The sequence below is a fragment of the Bacillus cereus group sp. Bc010 genome, from assembly GCF_027716745.1.
Taxonomy (GTDB): domain Bacteria; phylum Bacillota; class Bacilli; order Bacillales; family Bacillaceae_G; genus Bacillus_A; species Bacillus_A pacificus.
On record NZ_JAQFUY010000028.1, the window covers coordinates 1 to 17,434 of the forward strand.

Sequence of the window (17,434 nt, forward strand, 5' to 3'; positions counted from 1 at the left end):
CCTCCATTGAATTTGCATACTTAGTATGCGAATTCAGGAGGTGTTTTTTTCATGTACCACTATTCGGGTTCACTTCAGTACAAAAGTAGTAAGTTTTTTATTTAGAAAGATATATAATATATAAATAATTGAAATAGAAATGAAGGAAATACAAAATGAATCAAGTTAGAAAATGGAATATTATTGGTGGAAGGGTGATAAAAACAGGAATTGCGGTTTTTCTTACAGTTCTAGTTTGTGAATTTTTCAATATTCCAACTATATTTGCTGTTATCACCGCAATTGTAACGATTGAGCCAACTGCAACGGATTCTATAAAAAAAGGACTGATTCGTTTTCCAGCTTCAACAATTGGATCAGCATATGCAATGACTTTCACATTTTTCCTAGGTCATCAGGCGCTTTCTTATGCGTTAGCAGCGATGTTTACAATCGTTACATGTCAAAAACTAAAGTTACATGCGGGAACGTTAGTTGCAACATTAACTGCTGTTGCAATGATCCCAATTACGGCAGATCACTATTTTACTGCATTTTTAATTCGATTAGCTACTACATCTACTGGTATTATAGTGTCTACTTTAGTGAATTTTTTCATCTTACCACCACATTATGTTAAAACAATTTCGGGATGTACAGAGGAGCTATTTGTTAAAACGGCACATATTATGGAGGAATGGCTTAATGCATTAATTGAAGGGAAAGTGATAACCAAAGAGACAGCTCATAATCTATCTAAAGTGAATTTATTATTACATAAAGCGGTACAATTTGTTCAATATGAGCAAAAAGATTGGAAATATCATCGACATACAAAAAAAGAAATGAGAAGTTTTTTACTTGTACAAAAGCAACTTCATTTATTACAGCAAATTATTTATCATATAGATAATTTAGCTCGAACACCAATTGAAACATGTGACTGGTCGCAAAATGAAAAAGAGATTTTACGACGAACAATTCATTCTATAATTTCAATATTAAGAAATAATTGTAATAAAATAGATGAGAAACATTTTAAACTGATTGATGAATTAGACAAGCAATTTTGGAATTATAAAAATGATTTAGCATATTGTAAACCGAATCAATATCATCATCATTTTTCCAGTGAATCTATCATTTTATTTGAGGTATTATCTATACATGATATGTTAGAGGAATTAAAACAAATATTTGAGAAATATGAGGGGGAAAATCAATTCAATTGTTCAGTTCATTAAAATGTGGAGGATTGCTATGACAATTTATATTGCACTACTAAGAGGAATCAATGTAGGCGGTCATAAGATAATTAAAATGGCTGATTTAAAACAAACGTTTGAATCAATAGGGCTAAAACAAGTAAAAACATATATTCAAAGTGGTAATATCGTGTTCGAATCTGAAAAAGATATTGATTTTTTAAACAAACGAATACAATCTGAAATTAAAAACGTTTTTGGTTTTGATGTTCCGGTTATGTTAAGAACACATGAGGAATTTATAAACATTACCAAAAGATGCCCCTATGAAGTCAATTCATTGCGAGAAGGCGAAAGTATACATGTTGCCTTCTTAGCAAATGAACTTTCTGAATTAGAAAAAGATCAGCTACTTATGCAAAAAAATGAGACTGAAGATTGTTATATACATGAAAAAGTTGTGTATTTATTTTTCAAAAATAGCATTCGAAATTCAAAGTTAATGAATCAGTTCCAGAAGTTACATACACCAGCTACGATAAGGAATTGGCGGACTGTGAATAAATTAAAAGCGATAGTAGAAGGGATGTAAATATAAAAAGATGAGATTTTCTGTATATAGAAAATCTCATCTTTTTATTTATATTGTTTTGTGTCTATAAGTTCGACAATAGGATAAATAAAGAATGAAGAACAAAGCGCGATGAACAGAGGAAGGTTTTTTATTTCATCAAGTAATAGGAATGCAAATCCTTCTGATACTATTAAAATTAAAAACATAAGGCATATAAGTACAAAATAAGCAACTTTAAAACTTTTATATTTGATTTGCTGTCCCATTTCATCTTGGCTTTCTTTCGATACTCCGTTCGGATCTCCCCAAGTAATTTGATTAATTAAATTACCGATAATTAACGAAAAAGCGAATATTGTTCCTCCTAAAATCGAACCTTCCGTTACATATTTATATGCCCCATGTATGAGAACGACAATTAATGATAAAACGATAATTATCAAAATAAATTTTTTATGGTTCAATTTAGAAATGGCACCTCCATTGTTGTAAAAAACTATTTACATCCATAGTATAAAATTTGGGAAGTTTTATGTCAAATACTTTTTACATGAAGGGTGAAACAATATTATATTTTGTTTTTACGATGAATAAAAAATTACATTACATTTGAATGTAAAAGAATGGGCTCGCATATATTTGGAAGGGATGTCAGATTAATTTAGGGGGTAGTTATGTCTATTCTTTTAAAAGCTGGTGCTGATGCAGGAAATAACGGTTTGAAGTTAATGGTGAAAGGGCAAGATCCTATTTTTATTCCGAGTATATATGCTTTATATATAGGAGAGCCTACAGGATTGTTAGATGAGGGAGATGTTTCATTATCTGAATTAGAAAATCACATTGACGTGACCATTAGTTCTCCATCGTTAATGTTAAATAATGTGCGGTATATCGTTGGAGAAAAAGTCATTCAAGATCAATTAAAAGGTACTGAAGTTGAGAAGAAATCGAATAAGTCAACTGATGAGTTAATGGTTATTACGATTCTATCTGGTTTAGCGGTAAGTGCTATGCGTCAAAGTCCAACTTCTAGTCATATTAACATTCGTTATGATTTATCTGTTGCTCTCCCTATGCAGCTTATTACACAAGAAATAGCTGCGGAAAATGCGAAACGTTATATGGGGAATCATAAGGTTGTGTTCCATTATCCAAACGGACGTGATGTTACAATTAATATTTCCATCGAATATTGTAAATGCCTACCTGAGGGTGCTTCTGGGACGTGGGGCATTGTATATGATGAAGAAGGAAATGTTGTAAAACATAAAATAGAATGTGAACAAAATAAAGTGTCAGAAATTGATTTTGTTGATAAAACATTATTATCTTTTGATATTGGTGCAGGGACAACAGAAGAAGTCGTTTCACTAGGTGTAAACTTTAGACCACAACTAAGTAAGGGTTTATCGTACGGTGTGAAAGAAACGTTACTACAAATTATTACGAGATGGAACCGGAAGTATCCAACAAAGACAATTGATAGTATTACAGAATTCAATCAAATTTATTTAAATGATAAACACCCTAGAAATGCATTATTAGTTGAGGAATCACAACCAGCACTATTAGGTTTAGCAGCGCGTGTTGCAACGGATATTATTAACAAAATTGATGATATGAAAGACGATCCATATGTATTTATTTATGGCGGGGGCGCAGTTATCATAAAAAATAGCCTGAAAATGATTTTAAAACAAAAAGGGCGTTTAACAAATGTAATCTTTGTAGATAATCCATTATTTACAAATGCACGTGGATTATTAGTCTACACTTGTTCGCCAAAATATAGAGAGCATAAGCAAAAAGAGTTAGGATTTACAAACTTAACAATAAGTTAGTTGGTGGAAGTATGCGATCTAGGCGATATAAACGTGGTGATCGAGTAAAAATTAATATTCATAAGTCAGTATCACCTGAAATGCTTGCATGGCTGAATAAACAATCAAATCCAACCAACTTCTTTTTCTTTGCAGCGCAGCAACTTTTTAAACAAGTAGGAGATATTGATGTGTCAAAAGCTATACCAAGTAGCCATGTTTTCTCGTTATACGTGGAGCCATCATCCTTATTAAAAGTAGAAGTTAATCCTTTTAAAAGCGTACCACTAGAAGCAAATAAATCCACCGATAATATAAAAAAAAAATCATGGGAAGCTGTTGACCAATTAGATTGTCCGTTTTTTTAAACATAGAAAAATATAAGTATTGCCCATCACTATACATACGGATACAGTGATGGGCTTTTTTACATGTAAAGATAGGGGGATACAAATTGCGGCGTGCCCCTCCTATTCATTATTTTTCTATTATTTTAGCTGTATGTTCAGTAACAGCATGAATGATGTCTTCCCAGTCATCAGGATGAATCTCATGTCCGGCGCCTTCAAGAGTTAATAGAGCTGAGTTAGGAATCTCGTCGATAAGTGCGAGACCATGTTCAAAAGGGAGTGCGGTATCGTCTGTTCCGTGAATGACTAATGTAGGTGCTTGTATGGAGTGAAGCACCCCTTCATATGCATCATCGCCTTGAAGTAAAGCGTGATTAAACATGCTTAATAAATTGTTAGCTCGTTCAATTTCTTGTTTTACTTGATTATAGACTCTTTTTTCATCAAATGTGCGTTTGGACCCGCATAATAGACGGGACCCTGAAACTAAATATTCTGCTACAACATTTTCATTTGTCCAATCTAAATGCGTGCCATTTGCGTGATGTGTTAAAATTCTTTCATCCATCGGAGGTAAATCGCGCGTGTTATCGTCAGAGCCTATTATACTTGTAGCTAATAATGTTAACGATAAAATTCTTTCGGGATGTTTTACAGCAGCAATTTGAGCGATCATACCCCCTAAAGACATCCCGAATAGATGCGCTTGATCAATATGATAAGCATCAAGTACCCCAATTGCATCTTCAGCCATATCCGTAACGGAATAATTAGAAGTTCCAGGTTCATATGCGACGGAGCGCCCCACATCACGGTTATCAAAACGAATAACAAATGCCCCGCTATTCGCCAACTGTTCACAAAATTCTTCATCCCAATAAACCATTGAACACGTAGCACCCATAATTAATAAAATAGCTGGATTTTTAGGGTTTCCAAAGCTTTCTGTACATATATCAATCCCGTTTATTTTAAATATCTTTTCAGTCATAGAGTTCTCTCCATTTCTTTTGAATGTAATTAAAAACACAATTTTGAATGACTCTAAGGTGTGTGTAAGATTTTCTATGTTTCTTGCATAATTACCCCCAAAAATAAGTTTATGATAATTTAAGGAAAAAAATTTTGAGAAATATTTGTATGTTATTAAAATAAACAGTAAGGAGGAGAGGAAATGAAAGCAATTGTTATAGATCAATATGGTAGTGTTGAAGAATTAAAAGAAACACAAGTTTTAAAACCAGTTGTTAAGAATAATGAGGTATTAATACGTATTCTCGCAACATCTATTAATCCTGTTGATTGGAAAATAAGAAAAGGAGACTTACAAGAACAGTTGCGTTTTTCATTTCCAATCATTTTAGGGCTAGATGTAGCGGGAGTTATTGAAGAAGTTGGGGAAGAGATAGAATGTTTCAAAATAGGAGATAAGGTGTATACGAAACCTGAAAATATAGGGCAGGGCTCTTATGCTGAATTCATTACAGTAAAATCGGATTTAGTATCCTATATGCCTACAAATCTGAGTTTTGAAGAGGCAGCTTCTATTCCTCTTGCAGGACTTACTGCATGGCAAAGTCTTGTAGATTACGCAAAAATAAAAGAACATGACCGAGTACTTATTCATGCTGGAGCTGGTGGAGTTGGAAGTTTGGCAATCCAAATCGCAAAATCATTTGGAGCTTTTGTTGCGACAACTGCCAGTAGTAAAAATGAAGAGTTTTTAAAGTCTTTAGGGGCAGATCTCGTTATTAATTATAAAAAAGATAAATTTGAAGAATTACTATCAGATTTTGATATTGTATTAGATACAATAGGTGGGGAAGTACAAGAAAAAAGCTTTCAGATTTTAAAACCTGGTGGTGTATTAGTTTCGATTGTCCATGAACCAATTCAAAAAGTAAAAGAGATAAAATCAGGTTTTTTATGGCTAAAACCAAGCGGAAAACAATTAGAAGCATTATCAGATTTAATTGTACATGGAAAAGTAAAACCAATTATAAGTAAAGTTATGCCGTTTAGTGAGGAAGGGATTAGAGAAGCTCATAATTTGAGTGAAGGTCAGCATGTTAGAGGTAAGATTGTAATTAAAATGGAATGATAATGAAAATATTATTTATATGGTGAGTTTTATGTAATAAAAAGCAAATACCCCAAAATATTTTGGGGTATTTGCTTTTATAGCATAAACTTTCGCATTATATCATGTAATCTCTCTAATCCAATTATCATATCTTTTTCATTTAACATCGAATAGCTAACTCTTAAATGATTATTATTTGTTTCGGGATTTAATAGACAAGCTGTACCTGGTAAAAAAGACACATCTACTTCATTTACTTTTTGTAATAAGGTAAAGGGATCTATCGAATCAGGAAGAGTAATCCATAAATTAAAGCCGCCATTTGGTATTTCAAAGTGCATTTCTTTAAGTGGTGATAACATATCAATCGTTATATCACGTCTAATTTGTAAAGCCGTACGTAATTTTTCTAAATGATTTTTCATACGTTCTGCACGTAAAAATGGTAGAAGTGCTTTTTGTGTTAATAAAGGACTACCGATATCCATTGAACCTTTTACAGCATATAACCATTCGAAAATAGGGCCATCGGCAATAAGTGATGCGATACGCAGTCCTGGTGCTAACGTTTTACTAAATCCTTTTATATATATTACGTGACCGTTTGTATCAAAATTTTTAATAGGAGGGGGAACAGTCACGCCCTCAAAATATATTTCACCGAAAGAATCATCTTCAATGATAAAAAACTCATATAGCTCTGCCAATTCTATAAGTTCCATTCTCCGTTCTTTACTCATTACTGTACCTGTTGGGTTCTGAAAAGTTGGATTCGTATACAATAAAACGGGATTTTTACTTTGACAAATATCATCGATTAAGTCGGAGCGAATTCCATAATTATCAAGAGAAACAGGTATAATTCGAGCCCCTTTATTGATGAAAATATCAAGCGCAGCACTATAACAAGGACTTTCCACTAATACAATATCACCAGGTTTTATTAGTGTTTGAGCAATTAAATCAATTCCTTGTTGTGCTCCGCTTGTAATTAATAACTGAGATGGATCTGTCAATAATTTTTGGTGTTCATTTAAGTGATTTGCTATTTCAACTCGCAATTCATAATCTCCTTGAACTGGTCCATAAGTTGCTAGAATCATCTGGTCTTTATTAAGTATTTTATGCATTTCGTCTGCCAAGAATGGATTTGGCAATAAACGAGGATATAAAATCGCTTGTGAAAAATCGTAATATTTCCGGTGCTGATTCATTGCATATTGAGATCGCATAACATTAATCGTTTTCGTTTGTTGCCATTTATACGGAACTGTTTTGAAATTTTTCTTTACATGTTTTTGTATATAAGCCCCTTTACCTTGTTCAATTCGTATATATTCTTTCTTTTCTAGTTGTTTATACGCCTTACGAACAGTTAATAGACTAATCTGTAAATCTTCGGCCATCGAGCGTAAAGATGGAAGTGAGTCACCATGTGAAAGCATGCCGCTTTGTACTCTTTCAACGATTTGCATATATATTTGCTGGTAATACGGTATGTTGGATTCTTTACGAAGGACAATCTTCATGGTTTCACCTTTTTCTTTTTTATTTAATTTAAGCGGAAAATATAAAGAGAATCAACTACGATTTTAGGAAACTGTTATATACATAAATACACTGTTATACACCATACCTTCTATACTCATGTTAAGAGTAAAAAGGAGGAAGAGTAATGGTCATTTTCAATTATATTTTAGTATGTATAATTTTTGGAACAACATTTTTAACAATAAAAATCGGAATTGAAGCAGGTGCACCCCCATTATTTTCGGCAGGAATTCGTTTCTTTCTAGCAGGAGTAATCTTAATGATTATATTTAAGCTAAAACGAAAAGAAATTATGCCACATATATTTTCAAAACGTATTATATATGCTGGTTTTTGCTTAACGTTTATGACATTCGCAACTTTGTACTGGGCGGAACAATATATTTCTTCAGGGCTAGCTGCTGTGTTATCTGCTACGGGACCGATGATGATTTTGTTATTACAGACAAAGAGAAATAAGACAAAATTACAAAAGGAGCAACTTCTTGCTTTAATCATCGCGCTAATAGGCGTTGTTTTTGTTTCTTTACCAGGAATGCACCAAGAAGTAAGTTTTATATGGAGTATCGCTTGTTTTGTTTTAATAATAGGAGAATTATTTTACGGAATAGGCTCAATTCGCTCAAAAGAAATACTTTCGGATTTACAAAATGTATCGCCATTTCTCATTAATGGTATTCAAATGTTTTACGGAGGCGTTTTACTACTAATCGTGTCTGTCATAGTAGAACAACCGAATGTAACTACACTAGCTTCTTGGGGTGTACAGTGGCCTATTTTATATCTTATCTTTATCGGATCAATTGGTGGACACGGATTATATTATTGGCTCTTATCAAAAACAAATCCTGTATTCCCGTCAACGTGGTTATACGTATCACCGTTAATTGCTATTATAGTAGGATATATTATATTAGGAGAACTTTTAAATGCTACAATGGGAATAGGTGCATGTTTCATTTTGGTTGGTGTATTTTTAGCTAATCGATCCACACTCCGGTCTTATTCCAGAAAAGGGAGATTATTTGAGAAAGAAATGTAATTATATAAAGAAGCAGTCCTGTATATAGCAGGGCTGCTTTCATTTTATTCATGATACGGATTGACTTTATTTATTGGAAAGGCGTAATATTATTAAGCTATATGAAAGAGATCTGCAAGAAGAGGGGAGTTATTATGAAAATAAATTGGACTGAAGTCAAGGAAAAAATTCGACCGCAAATTTCAAAACCATCATATGAAACTTGGTTTACGAATACTACTGTTTATTTAGAGGATGATATATTAACAATTTATTGTCCAAATGAATTTGCACGTGACTGGTTAGAATCTCATTATAAAGAATTAGTATTTAATACATTAAGAGAAATGTTTAATACGACGTTTGAAATTCAGTTTGATCTATGTAATGGCGAACCATCTAAGTTGAAAGATATTCAAAAAGCAAGGCTTAGTAGCTGGGATGAAGTAAAGAAAGCGTTAAGACCAAAATTAGCAGAGAAAACATTTATGACGTGGATTAGAAATACAAATGCTACGATAGAAGATAATAAATTAATAATCTTTTGTGAAGATGCGTTTCATCGTGACTTGCTTGAAGGGGAGTATAAAAATATAATTTCAAGTACCGTACAGAAAATAACTGATGAAGAATATCAAATTTGGTTCGAAATAGAATCAAGCGCTACTTCTAAAGCACAGGTTCATCACGTGCAAAATAATCAACGTACTTCCGAACAAGAAGAATCAAAAACAATTTGGAATAAAATAAAAGATAAAATACAATTAAAAATTTCGAGACCGTCATATGAAACTTGGGTCAAAGAAACGACAGCTAGAATAAATGAAGATTCATTGATCATTTATTTTGAAAACGAATTCCAACAAGAGTGGGTTAAAAAGTCTTATAAAGATTTAATTTCGCAAATAGCTAAAGAGTTAACTGGAAATACATATGAAATTCAATTTGAATTAGAATCAAATAAAGAAGCAGCCAGTAATGGAGAAAAATCAAAATCACTTACTGAAAATAATATTTTTGAATTATGGGAGCAGTTCAAATCGTCCAATGATGATTTAAAATATAATAATGTAGCAGATAGCGAAAAACGTATCCAAGCATTAGAAGAAAAAATAATGAACTTGGAAAAGGTCATTGGTACATTAGTAGAAAAATTAGATGCAGTAGAATTAAAAACACAGTTGGAAAAATAACCAACTGTGTTTTTTTTACTTAATTCGCTTTTTTTATAAACCCTTTATAATGACGTTTTACAAGCTGGCTTTCTAACGTTTTCATTGTTTCAAGTGCCACACCGACAATGATCAGTAAGCTTGTACCACCAATTTGTGCAGAAGGTGGTAATGTAGCAATTTTCGTGAATACGAGCGGTAAAATTGAAATTGCACCTAAGAAAATCGCGCCGATAAATGTTAAGCGGTATAAAATTTTCGTTACATATTGTTCTGTTGATTTACCAGGACGAATACCAGGCACATATCCATTTTGCTTTTTCAAATTCTCAGCCATTTGTTCAGGATTTACTTGAATAAATGCGTAGAAGTATGTGAAAGCAACGATAAGACCGACATAAAGTGTCATTCCAAATGGATGTGCAAAATCCAGATTAGCAACTATCCATTTGGATACGCTTGAATCAGGGAAAAGCTGCGCAATTGTACGCGGCGTCATTAAAAATGCAGAAGCAAAGATTACTGGAATTACACCAGCACTATTTACTTTAAGAGGTAAATGAGTGTTTTTTGCTCCTTGATATTGATTGTTGCCTGAAACAGCTTTTGCATATTGAATCGGTATTTTACGCACCGCTTGTTGTATGTAAATAACGCCAACAACTATCGCTAAAATTACAAGACCAATTAAGACCATCTTTATGATGTGCATGAATAATTGATCGCCTGCATTTTGAAATTGTTGCAAATAAATTTGGTTCGCAACATTTGGAATCGCTGCAACAAGTCCTGCGAAGATAATCATCGAAATACCATTACCTACTCCGTTAGCCGTAATTTGTTCACCTAACCAAAGTAAAAATGCAGTTCCTGCAGTTAAAACTGTCGCAATAAATAAGTATGTAGTCCAGCTTTGATCTGTAATTAATTGTCCACCTGCTATATTATTAAAGCCATAAGACATCCCAATGGCTTGTATGAATGCGAGAATGATTGTAAAGTATCGAGTGAATTGAGCTGACTTCTTACGGCCCATTTCTCCTTGCTTTGCCCATTCCGAAAATTTAGGTATAACGTCCATTTGTAGTAATTGTACTATGATGGAAGCTGTAATATAAGGTGTAATACCTACAGCAAAGATTGAGAAGTGTTGCAGTGCTCCTCCGCCAAATACGTTTAGCATACCTAAAACGTTAGCTTGATCTTGTACTTTTAATACCTCTGCGTTAGTATGAGGAACTGGAATAAACGTGCCAATTCGGAAAACAATTAACATCGCTAATGTAAAAAGGATTTTCCTTCTTATCTCAGCTACTCTCATGAAATTTGAAATCGTACGAAACATAATGTCGCCTCCTATATTTTATCAGTTTAAAACTGATTATTATATCCCGATGAAGTAACCACAAACCTCCTTCCGCATTAAATTCATTTGACAAATGGAATTTTATACATTTTGTAGTTTTCACGGACATAAAAATATAAGGTGTTTTTTAGCGACCTATAAGTTTTTCGTAATCATTCAATACACATAATATATCGAATAAATTAACAAATGTACATACATACGCATGAAAAATGAATAAATAGGGTCATTTTTTACATTTATTTAATGATAAATTGATAGGAAATTTTTCATTAAATTCGATAGATTTTTGTAAATTACTCACTGGTAAATGCGCTTCGTATATTCCTTTAATCAATTAAAATCCTCCAACTTCTTATTTTCTTACAATTAATATATCGATTTAAAAGGAATTTAAAATCAAATAAAAGTATGAAAGTACATACTACTTTAGTAGTAGTAATCAATTAAACTTCAATTGAAATTTATGTGATTAGAGAATTCTTTTTATTTAAGAAGGAATAAATATTAAAGAAAGCTAAATAAACAGTGTACATATTTATAGGGGAGAAGATGTAAATGAAAGTAGTTATAAAAGAAGTACCACCATTAAAAGTAGCCTATATAAGACGAACTGGTAGTTATTTTGAACCACAAGATCACTGGGGAAGGTTATTACAGTGGGCAAATGAAAATAAACTTTATCCACCGGAGCAATCATTTATCGGAATCTCATTAGATAATCCTGAACTTGTTGCAAGCCATATGTGCCGACATGATGCTTGCGTTACCATACCTGAAAAATTTGAAAAAGAACAACAACATCAGGATGTGCAATTTAAAAGTGTAGATGGAGGTCTATACGCTCTATACCAGTTCTATGATGAACCTCATAAATTAAGTGCAGCATATCAATACATGTACGCAAAGTGGCTACTAAATAGTGAGTATGATGCAGATTATAATAGAGATAATTTAGAGTTTTGCTTAAATAATGTAGCGGAAGATCTAGAAGGAAAGTTAAAGGTTGATTTATTTGTGCCAATTAAAAAAGTACCAATAAATATTAATGCAAATAAGTAGTATGTTTCCTGCTAGTATTATCTTAACTATATTTTTTTATTTGCTAATCAAATAGTAACGGAGGATACCGGTGTATTGGATGAGGTATTTTTAAAAGGTTATTGGGTAGAGAAATCGTTAAATAAACAATTAAATGAGACGAGCATATACTAATAAATGACACAATGCATAATTTATAATCGTATTTGAAGAGCGGCCTTAGGGAGCTCTTTTTTTATTGAAATTCATGCACATATATAAGTTGTTCTTTATGTATATCATCGTCCTTATATTATGTAATTTTGCATAATGTTACATAAATTGTATATTTTCCCTTTTTTTCGACAGAAACAGCAAGTATACTTTGTACAAGCTTTCTATTTCAAAAATTATACGAGGTGAAAAAATGAAAAACAAAAAGACGTTAACTAAGGTAGCATTAACAACAGGTTTAGCTTTAACAGCAGTAGCACCATACGGAGTAGGTCATGCAGAGGAAACAGATCAACTACAAGTTCAAATTCAGGAGGAATCATTCCGATCAGGTGAACTTACACAACTGTCACAAAAGGCACCAGAGAATGTAGTAAAAGATGCTCTTAAGGAGAAAACAAAGCAAGCCCTTTCTCCAAAGCAAGTCAATGGAGAAACAGGAGTAGATTATAAAGTTCTTCAAAAACGTGGTTCATATGATGGGACTACACTTGTACGTATACAACAAACATATGAAGGAAAAGAAGTATATGGCCATCAATTAACTGCACACGTAGATAATGACGGTGTTATTAAAAGTGTTTCAGGTGATAGCGCGCAAAATTTAAAACAAGAAGAATTAAAAAAACCTATCAATCTATCAAAAGATGAAGCGAAACAATATATTTATAAGAAATACGGGAACGATATCAATTTTATTTCTGAGCCAGAAGTTAAGGAAGTTATTTTTGTGGATGAAAAGAATGGACAAGCTAGCAATGCGTACCAGGTTACATTTGAAGCTGCCACACCAAAATATGTTTCTGGTACATATTTAGTAAATGCACAAAATGGTGATATGTTAAAAAATATGGTGCAAGAGTCTAACTTAAAAGCCAGTGACAAATTAGTTAGCGCTTTAAAGGATAGTAAAAAAAGCAGTCTTACGTCATTAACAGGCACTGGCAAAGATGATTTAGGTATCTCTCGTTCATTTGGTATTTCTAAACAAAGTAATGGCAAATATGCTCTTGCTGATTATACAAGAGGGCAAGGCATTGAAACATATGATGTAAATTACAGAGATATTACTAAAGAAGAAAACTATTATCCTGGTACATTAGCAACTAGTACTTCGACAACATTTAACGATCCAAAAGCAGTAAGTGCTCATTACTTAGCAACAAAAGTTTTTGATTTTTATAAAGATAAATACAATCGTAATAGCTTTGATAATAAGGGACAAAAGGTAGTTTCAGTTGTACACGCTTGGGATTCTGAAGAGACGAATAATCCGAAAAATTGGCAGAATGCATTAAGTGCTAATAATGGTAGTATGCTTGTATATGGAGATCCTATCGTCAAAGCATATGACGTAGCTGGGCATGAATTTACACATGCTGTTACTTCTAGTGAATCTAATCTTGAATATTACGGTGAATCTGGTGCGATAAATGAGGCACTATCTGATATTATGGGAACATCTATTGAGAAATACGTAAATAATGGAAGCTTTAACTGGACGATGGGAGAACAAACTGGATCTGTCTTCCGTGATATGGAAAACCCAGCTTCTGTTCCATCTTCACTTGGAGTACCTTATCCAGATGATTACAGTGAATTTAACGATTTTAATGGATGGGATCAAGGCGGCGTTCACTTTAACTCAAGTATTATTAATAAAATTGCATATCTCATTGCAAAAGGCGGAACTCATAATGGTGTAACTGTTAAAGGAATTGGTGAAGATAAAATGTTCGATATCTTCTATTACGCAAATACAGATGAGTTAAACATGACTTCTAATTTCAAAGAATTGAGATCAGCATGTATTCGAGTGGCAACTAATAAATATGGTGCGAATACAGCGGAAGTTCAGGCGGTACAAAAGGCATTTGATGCAGCAAAAATTAAGTAAGTTAGAAATATAGTTATTATTCATTTATTATTACATTATGAAAAACAGCTAATATCCTTAAAGGACATTAGCTGTTTTTTTACGTAACTATGCATTAGTGAAAATATACTTACTTAACAATAATTAGGGAGGGTATCTTTAAAAGTTACGTCAAATATGTAAGGTTTATAGTATATAAAAACAGAAAATTAATAATATATTGACCTCTTAACGGAAAGTGCTATAGAATGAAAGCGATAACAAACGATTGCTTTATAATGATTTCCCTGATCTTTTAGTATTTACAAATATATAAAGACATAAACAAACCTATTTTTTTATACATTAATGCAAACGTTTTCGTATTAAAAGATCATTGAAATACATATGTGAAATCAGCCAATATGGGGGTGAAATAAAAGAGATTTTTAGATTAATTTAAGTAGTTGTAATGTAGTACGAGCAGAATATAACGTTCATGCTATTTAAAGAAAGGGTGTATGTGGTGCAAATGATAAAAAGATTAATTAACAAATCAGTTTTATTACTTACTATAATCGTTATGTTATCATCTGTTTTCTCTTTTCAAAGTGTAAAGGCAGTTTCAAATTCGAAAACAACTGAAGTTACCATTCATTACAAAGAACAGTCTGGAAATACAAAAGACTGGAATCTTTGGATATGGGGAGAAAATGCAAATGGTAACTCATATGAATTTACTGGTGAAGATGAATTTGGAAAGTACGCAAAGATTAATATAGATGGTGACTATAATCGTGTAGGATTTATCATTCGTACAAATGAGTGGGAAAAAGATGGTAGCGATCGTTGGATTGAAAATATAAAGGACGGTCGTGCTGAAGTATGGATTCTTTCGGGTGATGAAAAAGTATATAATTCTAAGCCGTCATCGGATCTATCAATTCAAAAAGCATCTATTGATAGTTTCAATGAAATTACTGTAACGACTAATGTCCCGTTTCATATTAAGGAACGAAATATTGAAATTGAAGGCATTAAAATTAAGAATATTAGTCCTTATGATAGAAACAGTGGGAATATTACGAATAAGTTTAAAATAATTACGGAGCAGAAAATTGATTTAAAACAGACATACAAAGTTAAAATCGAAAACGTAGCTGATACGAATACTGAAATCGGTAAAGTAATTCGTAGTGAGGAGTTTGATCATTCATTTTATTATGGTGGTAACGATTTAGGGAATATATATACACCACAACATACAAAGTTCCGTGTATGGGCTCCTACTGCGAGTGAAGCGAAATTAGTTACATATAAAAAATGGAACGATAAAATAGGTACTGAAATAAACATGCAACAAAGTGAAAAGGGCACTTGGAAAGCAGAACTTAAAGGGAATCAAAAAGGTCTCTATTATACGTATAAGGTAAAAATTGGTGATAAGTGGATTGAAGCCGTTGATCCGTATGCGCGTGCTGCTTCTGTAAATGGAGATAAAGGTGCGATTGTTGATTTAGAAGAAACAAATCCGAAAAAATGGAAAGCAAACAAAAAGCCAAAATTTATAAATCCAGAAGATGCTATTATTTATGAATTGCATGTACGTGATCTTTCTATTCAGCCCGAAAGTGGCATTAAACAGAAAGGAAAATATTTAGGTGTAACAGAAAAAGGAACAAAAGGGCCAGAAGGTGTAAAAACAGGACTTGATCATATAAAGGACCTTGGTGTTACTCACGTTCAGTTTTTACCGATATTTGATTATGCTTCAGTAAATGAAGAGAATGTAAACGAACCACAGTATAACTGGGGATATGATCCGAAAAATTTCAATGTTCCAGAGGGATCCTATTCTACAAATCCATATGAGCCAACTGTTCGAATAACAGAATTAAAGCAAATGATTCAAACACTGCATGATAATAATCTTCGTGTTGTAATGGATGTAGTGTATAACCATATGTATAGTGCTACTGAATCTAATTTTCATAAGTTAGTTCCAGGTTATTATTATCGTTACAATGAAGATGGAACATTCGCAAATGGCACTGGAGTAGGAAATGATACTGCTTCGGAAAGAAAAATGATGAGGAAATTTATGATAGATTCCGTCACATATTGGGCAAAAGAATACAATTTAGATGGATTCCGTTTTGATTTAATGGGTATTCATGATTATGAAACGATGAATGAAATACGTAAAGCTGTTAATCAAATTGACCCTTCTATTATACTGCATGGAGAAGGATGGGATTTAAATACACCTCTTGCAGCTGAGCTGAAAGCAAATCAAAAAAATGCAGAGAAAATGAAAGGGATTGCTCATTTTAACGATAATATACGTGATGGATTGAAAGGTAGTGTATTTGAGGAGAAGGAAAATGGTTTTATAAATGGAAAGGAAAACATGGAAGATCGTATTAAAAAAGGCATTACGGCAGGGATTGACTACGATACAAATTCGTCGACTTATCAAGATCCAGAGCAGGTGCTAACTTATGTGGAAGCACATGATAATCATACATTATGGGATAAACTTGAGTTGACTAATCCAAGTGACAGTGAAGAAGTGCGAAAACAAATGCATAAATTATCTTCTTCGATTTTATTAACATCACAAGGTATTCCGTTCTTACATGCGGGACAAGAGTTTATGCGCACGAAATATGGTGATCATAATAGTTACAAATCTCCAGATTCAATTAACCAGATGGATTGGCTGCGCAGAGCAACGTTTAATAATGAAGTAGATTATATGAAGGGTTTAATAGAATTACGCAAAAAGTACTCAGCTTTTCGAATGACATCTGCAGAACAAATAAAAACACATGTATCATTTATTGATGCTCCGAAAAATACTGTAGCTTATACAATAGAGGGGAATAAAAATGAATACTTTACGGTGGCTCACAATGCAAATAGAGAAGCTGTTGAAATAACACTTCCATCGAAAGGTCCTTGGAAAGTACTAGTAGACGGGAAGCAGGCGGGAAGTAAACCACTTTATGTTGTCCATGATAATAAAATTAAAGTTCCTGCGTTAAGTTCATTTGTTTTAAAGTTAAAATAATATAATTTCACATACTGTAATTATATTACAATTTAATAAATAAAAAAAGAGAAGAACTCACCAAAGTTCTTCTCTTTTTTATGTGTGATTAGAGTTTCCGTAATTGTAGACATACGAGTTTATGAATA

At 32.7% G+C, this 17,434-nt stretch carries 14 protein-coding genes and 1 pseudogene; 10 read left to right on the forward strand and 5 right to left on the reverse strand.

The window, feature by feature from the left end; genetic code table 11:
* The first annotated feature begins 155 nt into the window (after positions 1-155).
* Both PDQ68_RS22295 and PDQ68_RS22300 read left to right on the forward strand, forming a co-directional pair.
* Positions 156-1,223, forward strand: a complete 1,068-nt coding sequence (locus tag PDQ68_RS22295) for an aromatic acid exporter family protein (RefSeq protein WP_270786962.1) — start codon at positions 156-158, stop codon at positions 1,221-1,223.
* 16 nt (positions 1,224-1,239) lie between these two features.
* Complete coding sequence (locus PDQ68_RS22300) at positions 1,240-1,776, forward strand: DUF1697 domain-containing protein (protein WP_016717652.1); 537 nt, start codon at positions 1,240-1,242, stop codon at positions 1,774-1,776.
* Between the two features lie 44 nt (positions 1,777-1,820).
* Here the strand turns inward: PDQ68_RS22300 and PDQ68_RS22305 are convergent, their stop codons facing one another.
* The gene (locus tag PDQ68_RS22305; RefSeq protein ID WP_270786964.1) at positions 1,821-2,222 is read right to left on the reverse strand and encodes a hypothetical protein; all 402 of its coding nucleotides are present in this window, start codon (positions 2,220-2,222) and stop codon (positions 1,821-1,823) included.
* 210 nt (positions 2,223-2,432) lie between these two features.
* On the opposite strand from PDQ68_RS22305, the gene PDQ68_RS22310 reads away from it, so the two are divergent.
* Together PDQ68_RS22310 and PDQ68_RS22315 are read left to right on the forward strand one after the other, a co-directional pair.
* Positions 2,433-3,602, forward strand: coding sequence for a ParM/StbA family protein (locus PDQ68_RS22310; protein WP_000025611.1), 1,170 nt, complete (start codon positions 2,433-2,435; stop codon positions 3,600-3,602).
* A gap of 11 nt (positions 3,603-3,613) precedes the next feature.
* The gene (locus PDQ68_RS22315; protein ID WP_029438566.1) at positions 3,614-3,949 is read left to right on the forward strand and encodes a hypothetical protein; all 336 of its coding nucleotides are present in this window, start codon (positions 3,614-3,616) and stop codon (positions 3,947-3,949) included.
* A gap of 109 nt (positions 3,950-4,058) precedes the next feature.
* On the opposite strand, the gene mle is transcribed toward PDQ68_RS22315, so the two are convergent.
* Positions 4,059-4,922, reverse strand: a complete 864-nt coding sequence (gene mle, locus PDQ68_RS22320; RefSeq protein WP_016717650.1) for a BCA family alpha/beta fold macrolide esterase — start codon at positions 4,920-4,922, stop codon at positions 4,059-4,061.
* Positions 4,923-5,105: 183 nt separating this feature from the next.
* Between mle and PDQ68_RS22325 the strand changes: the two genes are divergently transcribed.
* Positions 5,106-6,032 (forward strand): NADP-dependent oxidoreductase, encoded by a 927-nt coding sequence (locus PDQ68_RS22325; RefSeq protein ID WP_016717649.1) that lies wholly within the window; start codon positions 5,106-5,108, stop codon positions 6,030-6,032.
* 77 nt (positions 6,033-6,109) lie between these two features.
* Here the strand turns inward: PDQ68_RS22325 and pdxR are convergent, their stop codons facing one another.
* Positions 6,110-7,543: a MocR-like pyridoxine biosynthesis transcription factor PdxR gene (pdxR, locus tag PDQ68_RS22330; RefSeq protein ID WP_016717648.1), complete on the reverse strand. Its 1,434-nt coding sequence runs from the start codon at positions 7,541-7,543 to the stop codon at positions 6,110-6,112.
* A gap of 146 nt (positions 7,544-7,689) precedes the next feature.
* Here pdxR and PDQ68_RS22335 point away from each other — a divergent pair, with 146 nt between their 5' ends.
* Both PDQ68_RS22335 and PDQ68_RS22340 read left to right on the forward strand, forming a co-directional pair.
* Positions 7,690-8,607 carry a DMT family transporter gene (locus PDQ68_RS22335; RefSeq protein ID WP_061182474.1) on the forward strand — a complete coding sequence of 306 codons (918 nt, stop codon included), beginning with the start codon at positions 7,690-7,692 and terminating at the stop codon, positions 8,605-8,607.
* A 134-nt stretch (positions 8,608-8,741) separates the two neighbouring features.
* A complete protein-coding gene (locus tag PDQ68_RS22340; protein WP_061182473.1) occupies positions 8,742-9,779 on the forward strand; it encodes a DnaA N-terminal domain-containing protein in 1,038 nt (345 codons plus the stop codon).
* A 19-nt stretch (positions 9,780-9,798) separates the two neighbouring features.
* Here the strand turns inward: PDQ68_RS22340 and secY are convergent, their stop codons facing one another.
* Positions 9,799-11,103, reverse strand: a complete 1,305-nt coding sequence (secY, locus tag PDQ68_RS22345; RefSeq protein WP_061182472.1) for a preprotein translocase subunit SecY — start codon at positions 11,101-11,103, stop codon at positions 9,799-9,801.
* Positions 11,104-11,371: 268 nt separating this feature from the next.
* A pseudogene (locus PDQ68_RS22350) lies at positions 11,372-11,461 on the reverse strand (VOC family protein); the annotation flags it as partial.
* Between the two features lie 221 nt (positions 11,462-11,682).
* Between PDQ68_RS22350 and PDQ68_RS22355 the strand changes: the two are divergent.
* From PDQ68_RS22355 to pulA, 3 genes are all read left to right on the forward strand, one after another.
* Complete coding sequence (locus tag PDQ68_RS22355; protein ID WP_061182304.1) at positions 11,683-12,186, forward strand: AraC family transcriptional regulator; 504 nt, start codon at positions 11,683-11,685, stop codon at positions 12,184-12,186.
* A 385-nt stretch (positions 12,187-12,571) separates the two neighbouring features.
* On the forward strand, positions 12,572-14,275 hold the full coding sequence (locus tag PDQ68_RS22360; RefSeq protein ID WP_061182305.1) for a M4 family metallopeptidase: 1,704 nt from the start codon (positions 12,572-12,574) through the stop codon (positions 14,273-14,275).
* Positions 14,276-14,759: 484 nt separating this feature from the next.
* The gene (pulA, locus tag PDQ68_RS22365) at positions 14,760-17,306 is read left to right on the forward strand and encodes a type I pullulanase (RefSeq protein ID WP_061182375.1); all 2,547 of its coding nucleotides are present in this window, start codon (positions 14,760-14,762) and stop codon (positions 17,304-17,306) included.
* Positions 17,307-17,434: the final 128 nt, after the last annotated feature.

Excerpts from the sequence above, each read along its gene's own strand:
- PDQ68_RS22310 (WP_000025611.1), top strand. The coding sequence starts at position 2,433 with ATGTCTATTCTTTTAAAAGCTGGTGCTGATGCAGGAAATAACGGTTTG.
- PDQ68_RS22360 (WP_061182305.1), top strand. The coding sequence starts at position 12,572 with ATGAAAAACAAAAAGACGTTAACTAAGGTAGCATTAACAACAGGTTTA.
- PDQ68_RS22335 (WP_061182474.1), top strand. The coding sequence starts at position 7,690 with ATGGTCATTTTCAATTATATTTTAGTATGTATAATTTTTGGAACAACA.
- PDQ68_RS22325 (WP_016717649.1), top strand. The coding sequence starts at position 5,106 with ATGAAAGCAATTGTTATAGATCAATATGGTAGTGTTGAAGAATTAAAA.
- PDQ68_RS22315 (WP_029438566.1), top strand. The coding sequence starts at position 3,614 with ATGCGATCTAGGCGATATAAACGTGGTGATCGAGTAAAAATTAATATT.
- PDQ68_RS22340 (WP_061182473.1), top strand. The coding sequence starts at position 8,742 with ATGAAAATAAATTGGACTGAAGTCAAGGAAAAAATTCGACCGCAAATT.
- PDQ68_RS22295 (WP_270786962.1), top strand. The coding sequence starts at position 156 with ATGAATCAAGTTAGAAAATGGAATATTATTGGTGGAAGGGTGATAAAA.
- pdxR (WP_016717648.1), bottom strand. The coding sequence starts at position 7,543 with ATGAAGATTGTCCTTCGTAAAGAATCCAACATACCGTATTACCAGCAA.
- mle (WP_016717650.1), bottom strand. The coding sequence starts at position 4,922 with ATGACTGAAAAGATATTTAAAATAAACGGGATTGATATATGTACAGAA.
- secY (WP_061182472.1), bottom strand. The coding sequence starts at position 11,103 with ATGTTTCGTACGATTTCAAATTTCATGAGAGTAGCTGAGATAAGAAGG.
- PDQ68_RS22355 (WP_061182304.1), top strand. The coding sequence starts at position 11,683 with ATGAAAGTAGTTATAAAAGAAGTACCACCATTAAAAGTAGCCTATATA.
- PDQ68_RS22300 (WP_016717652.1), top strand. The coding sequence starts at position 1,240 with ATGACAATTTATATTGCACTACTAAGAGGAATCAATGTAGGCGGTCAT.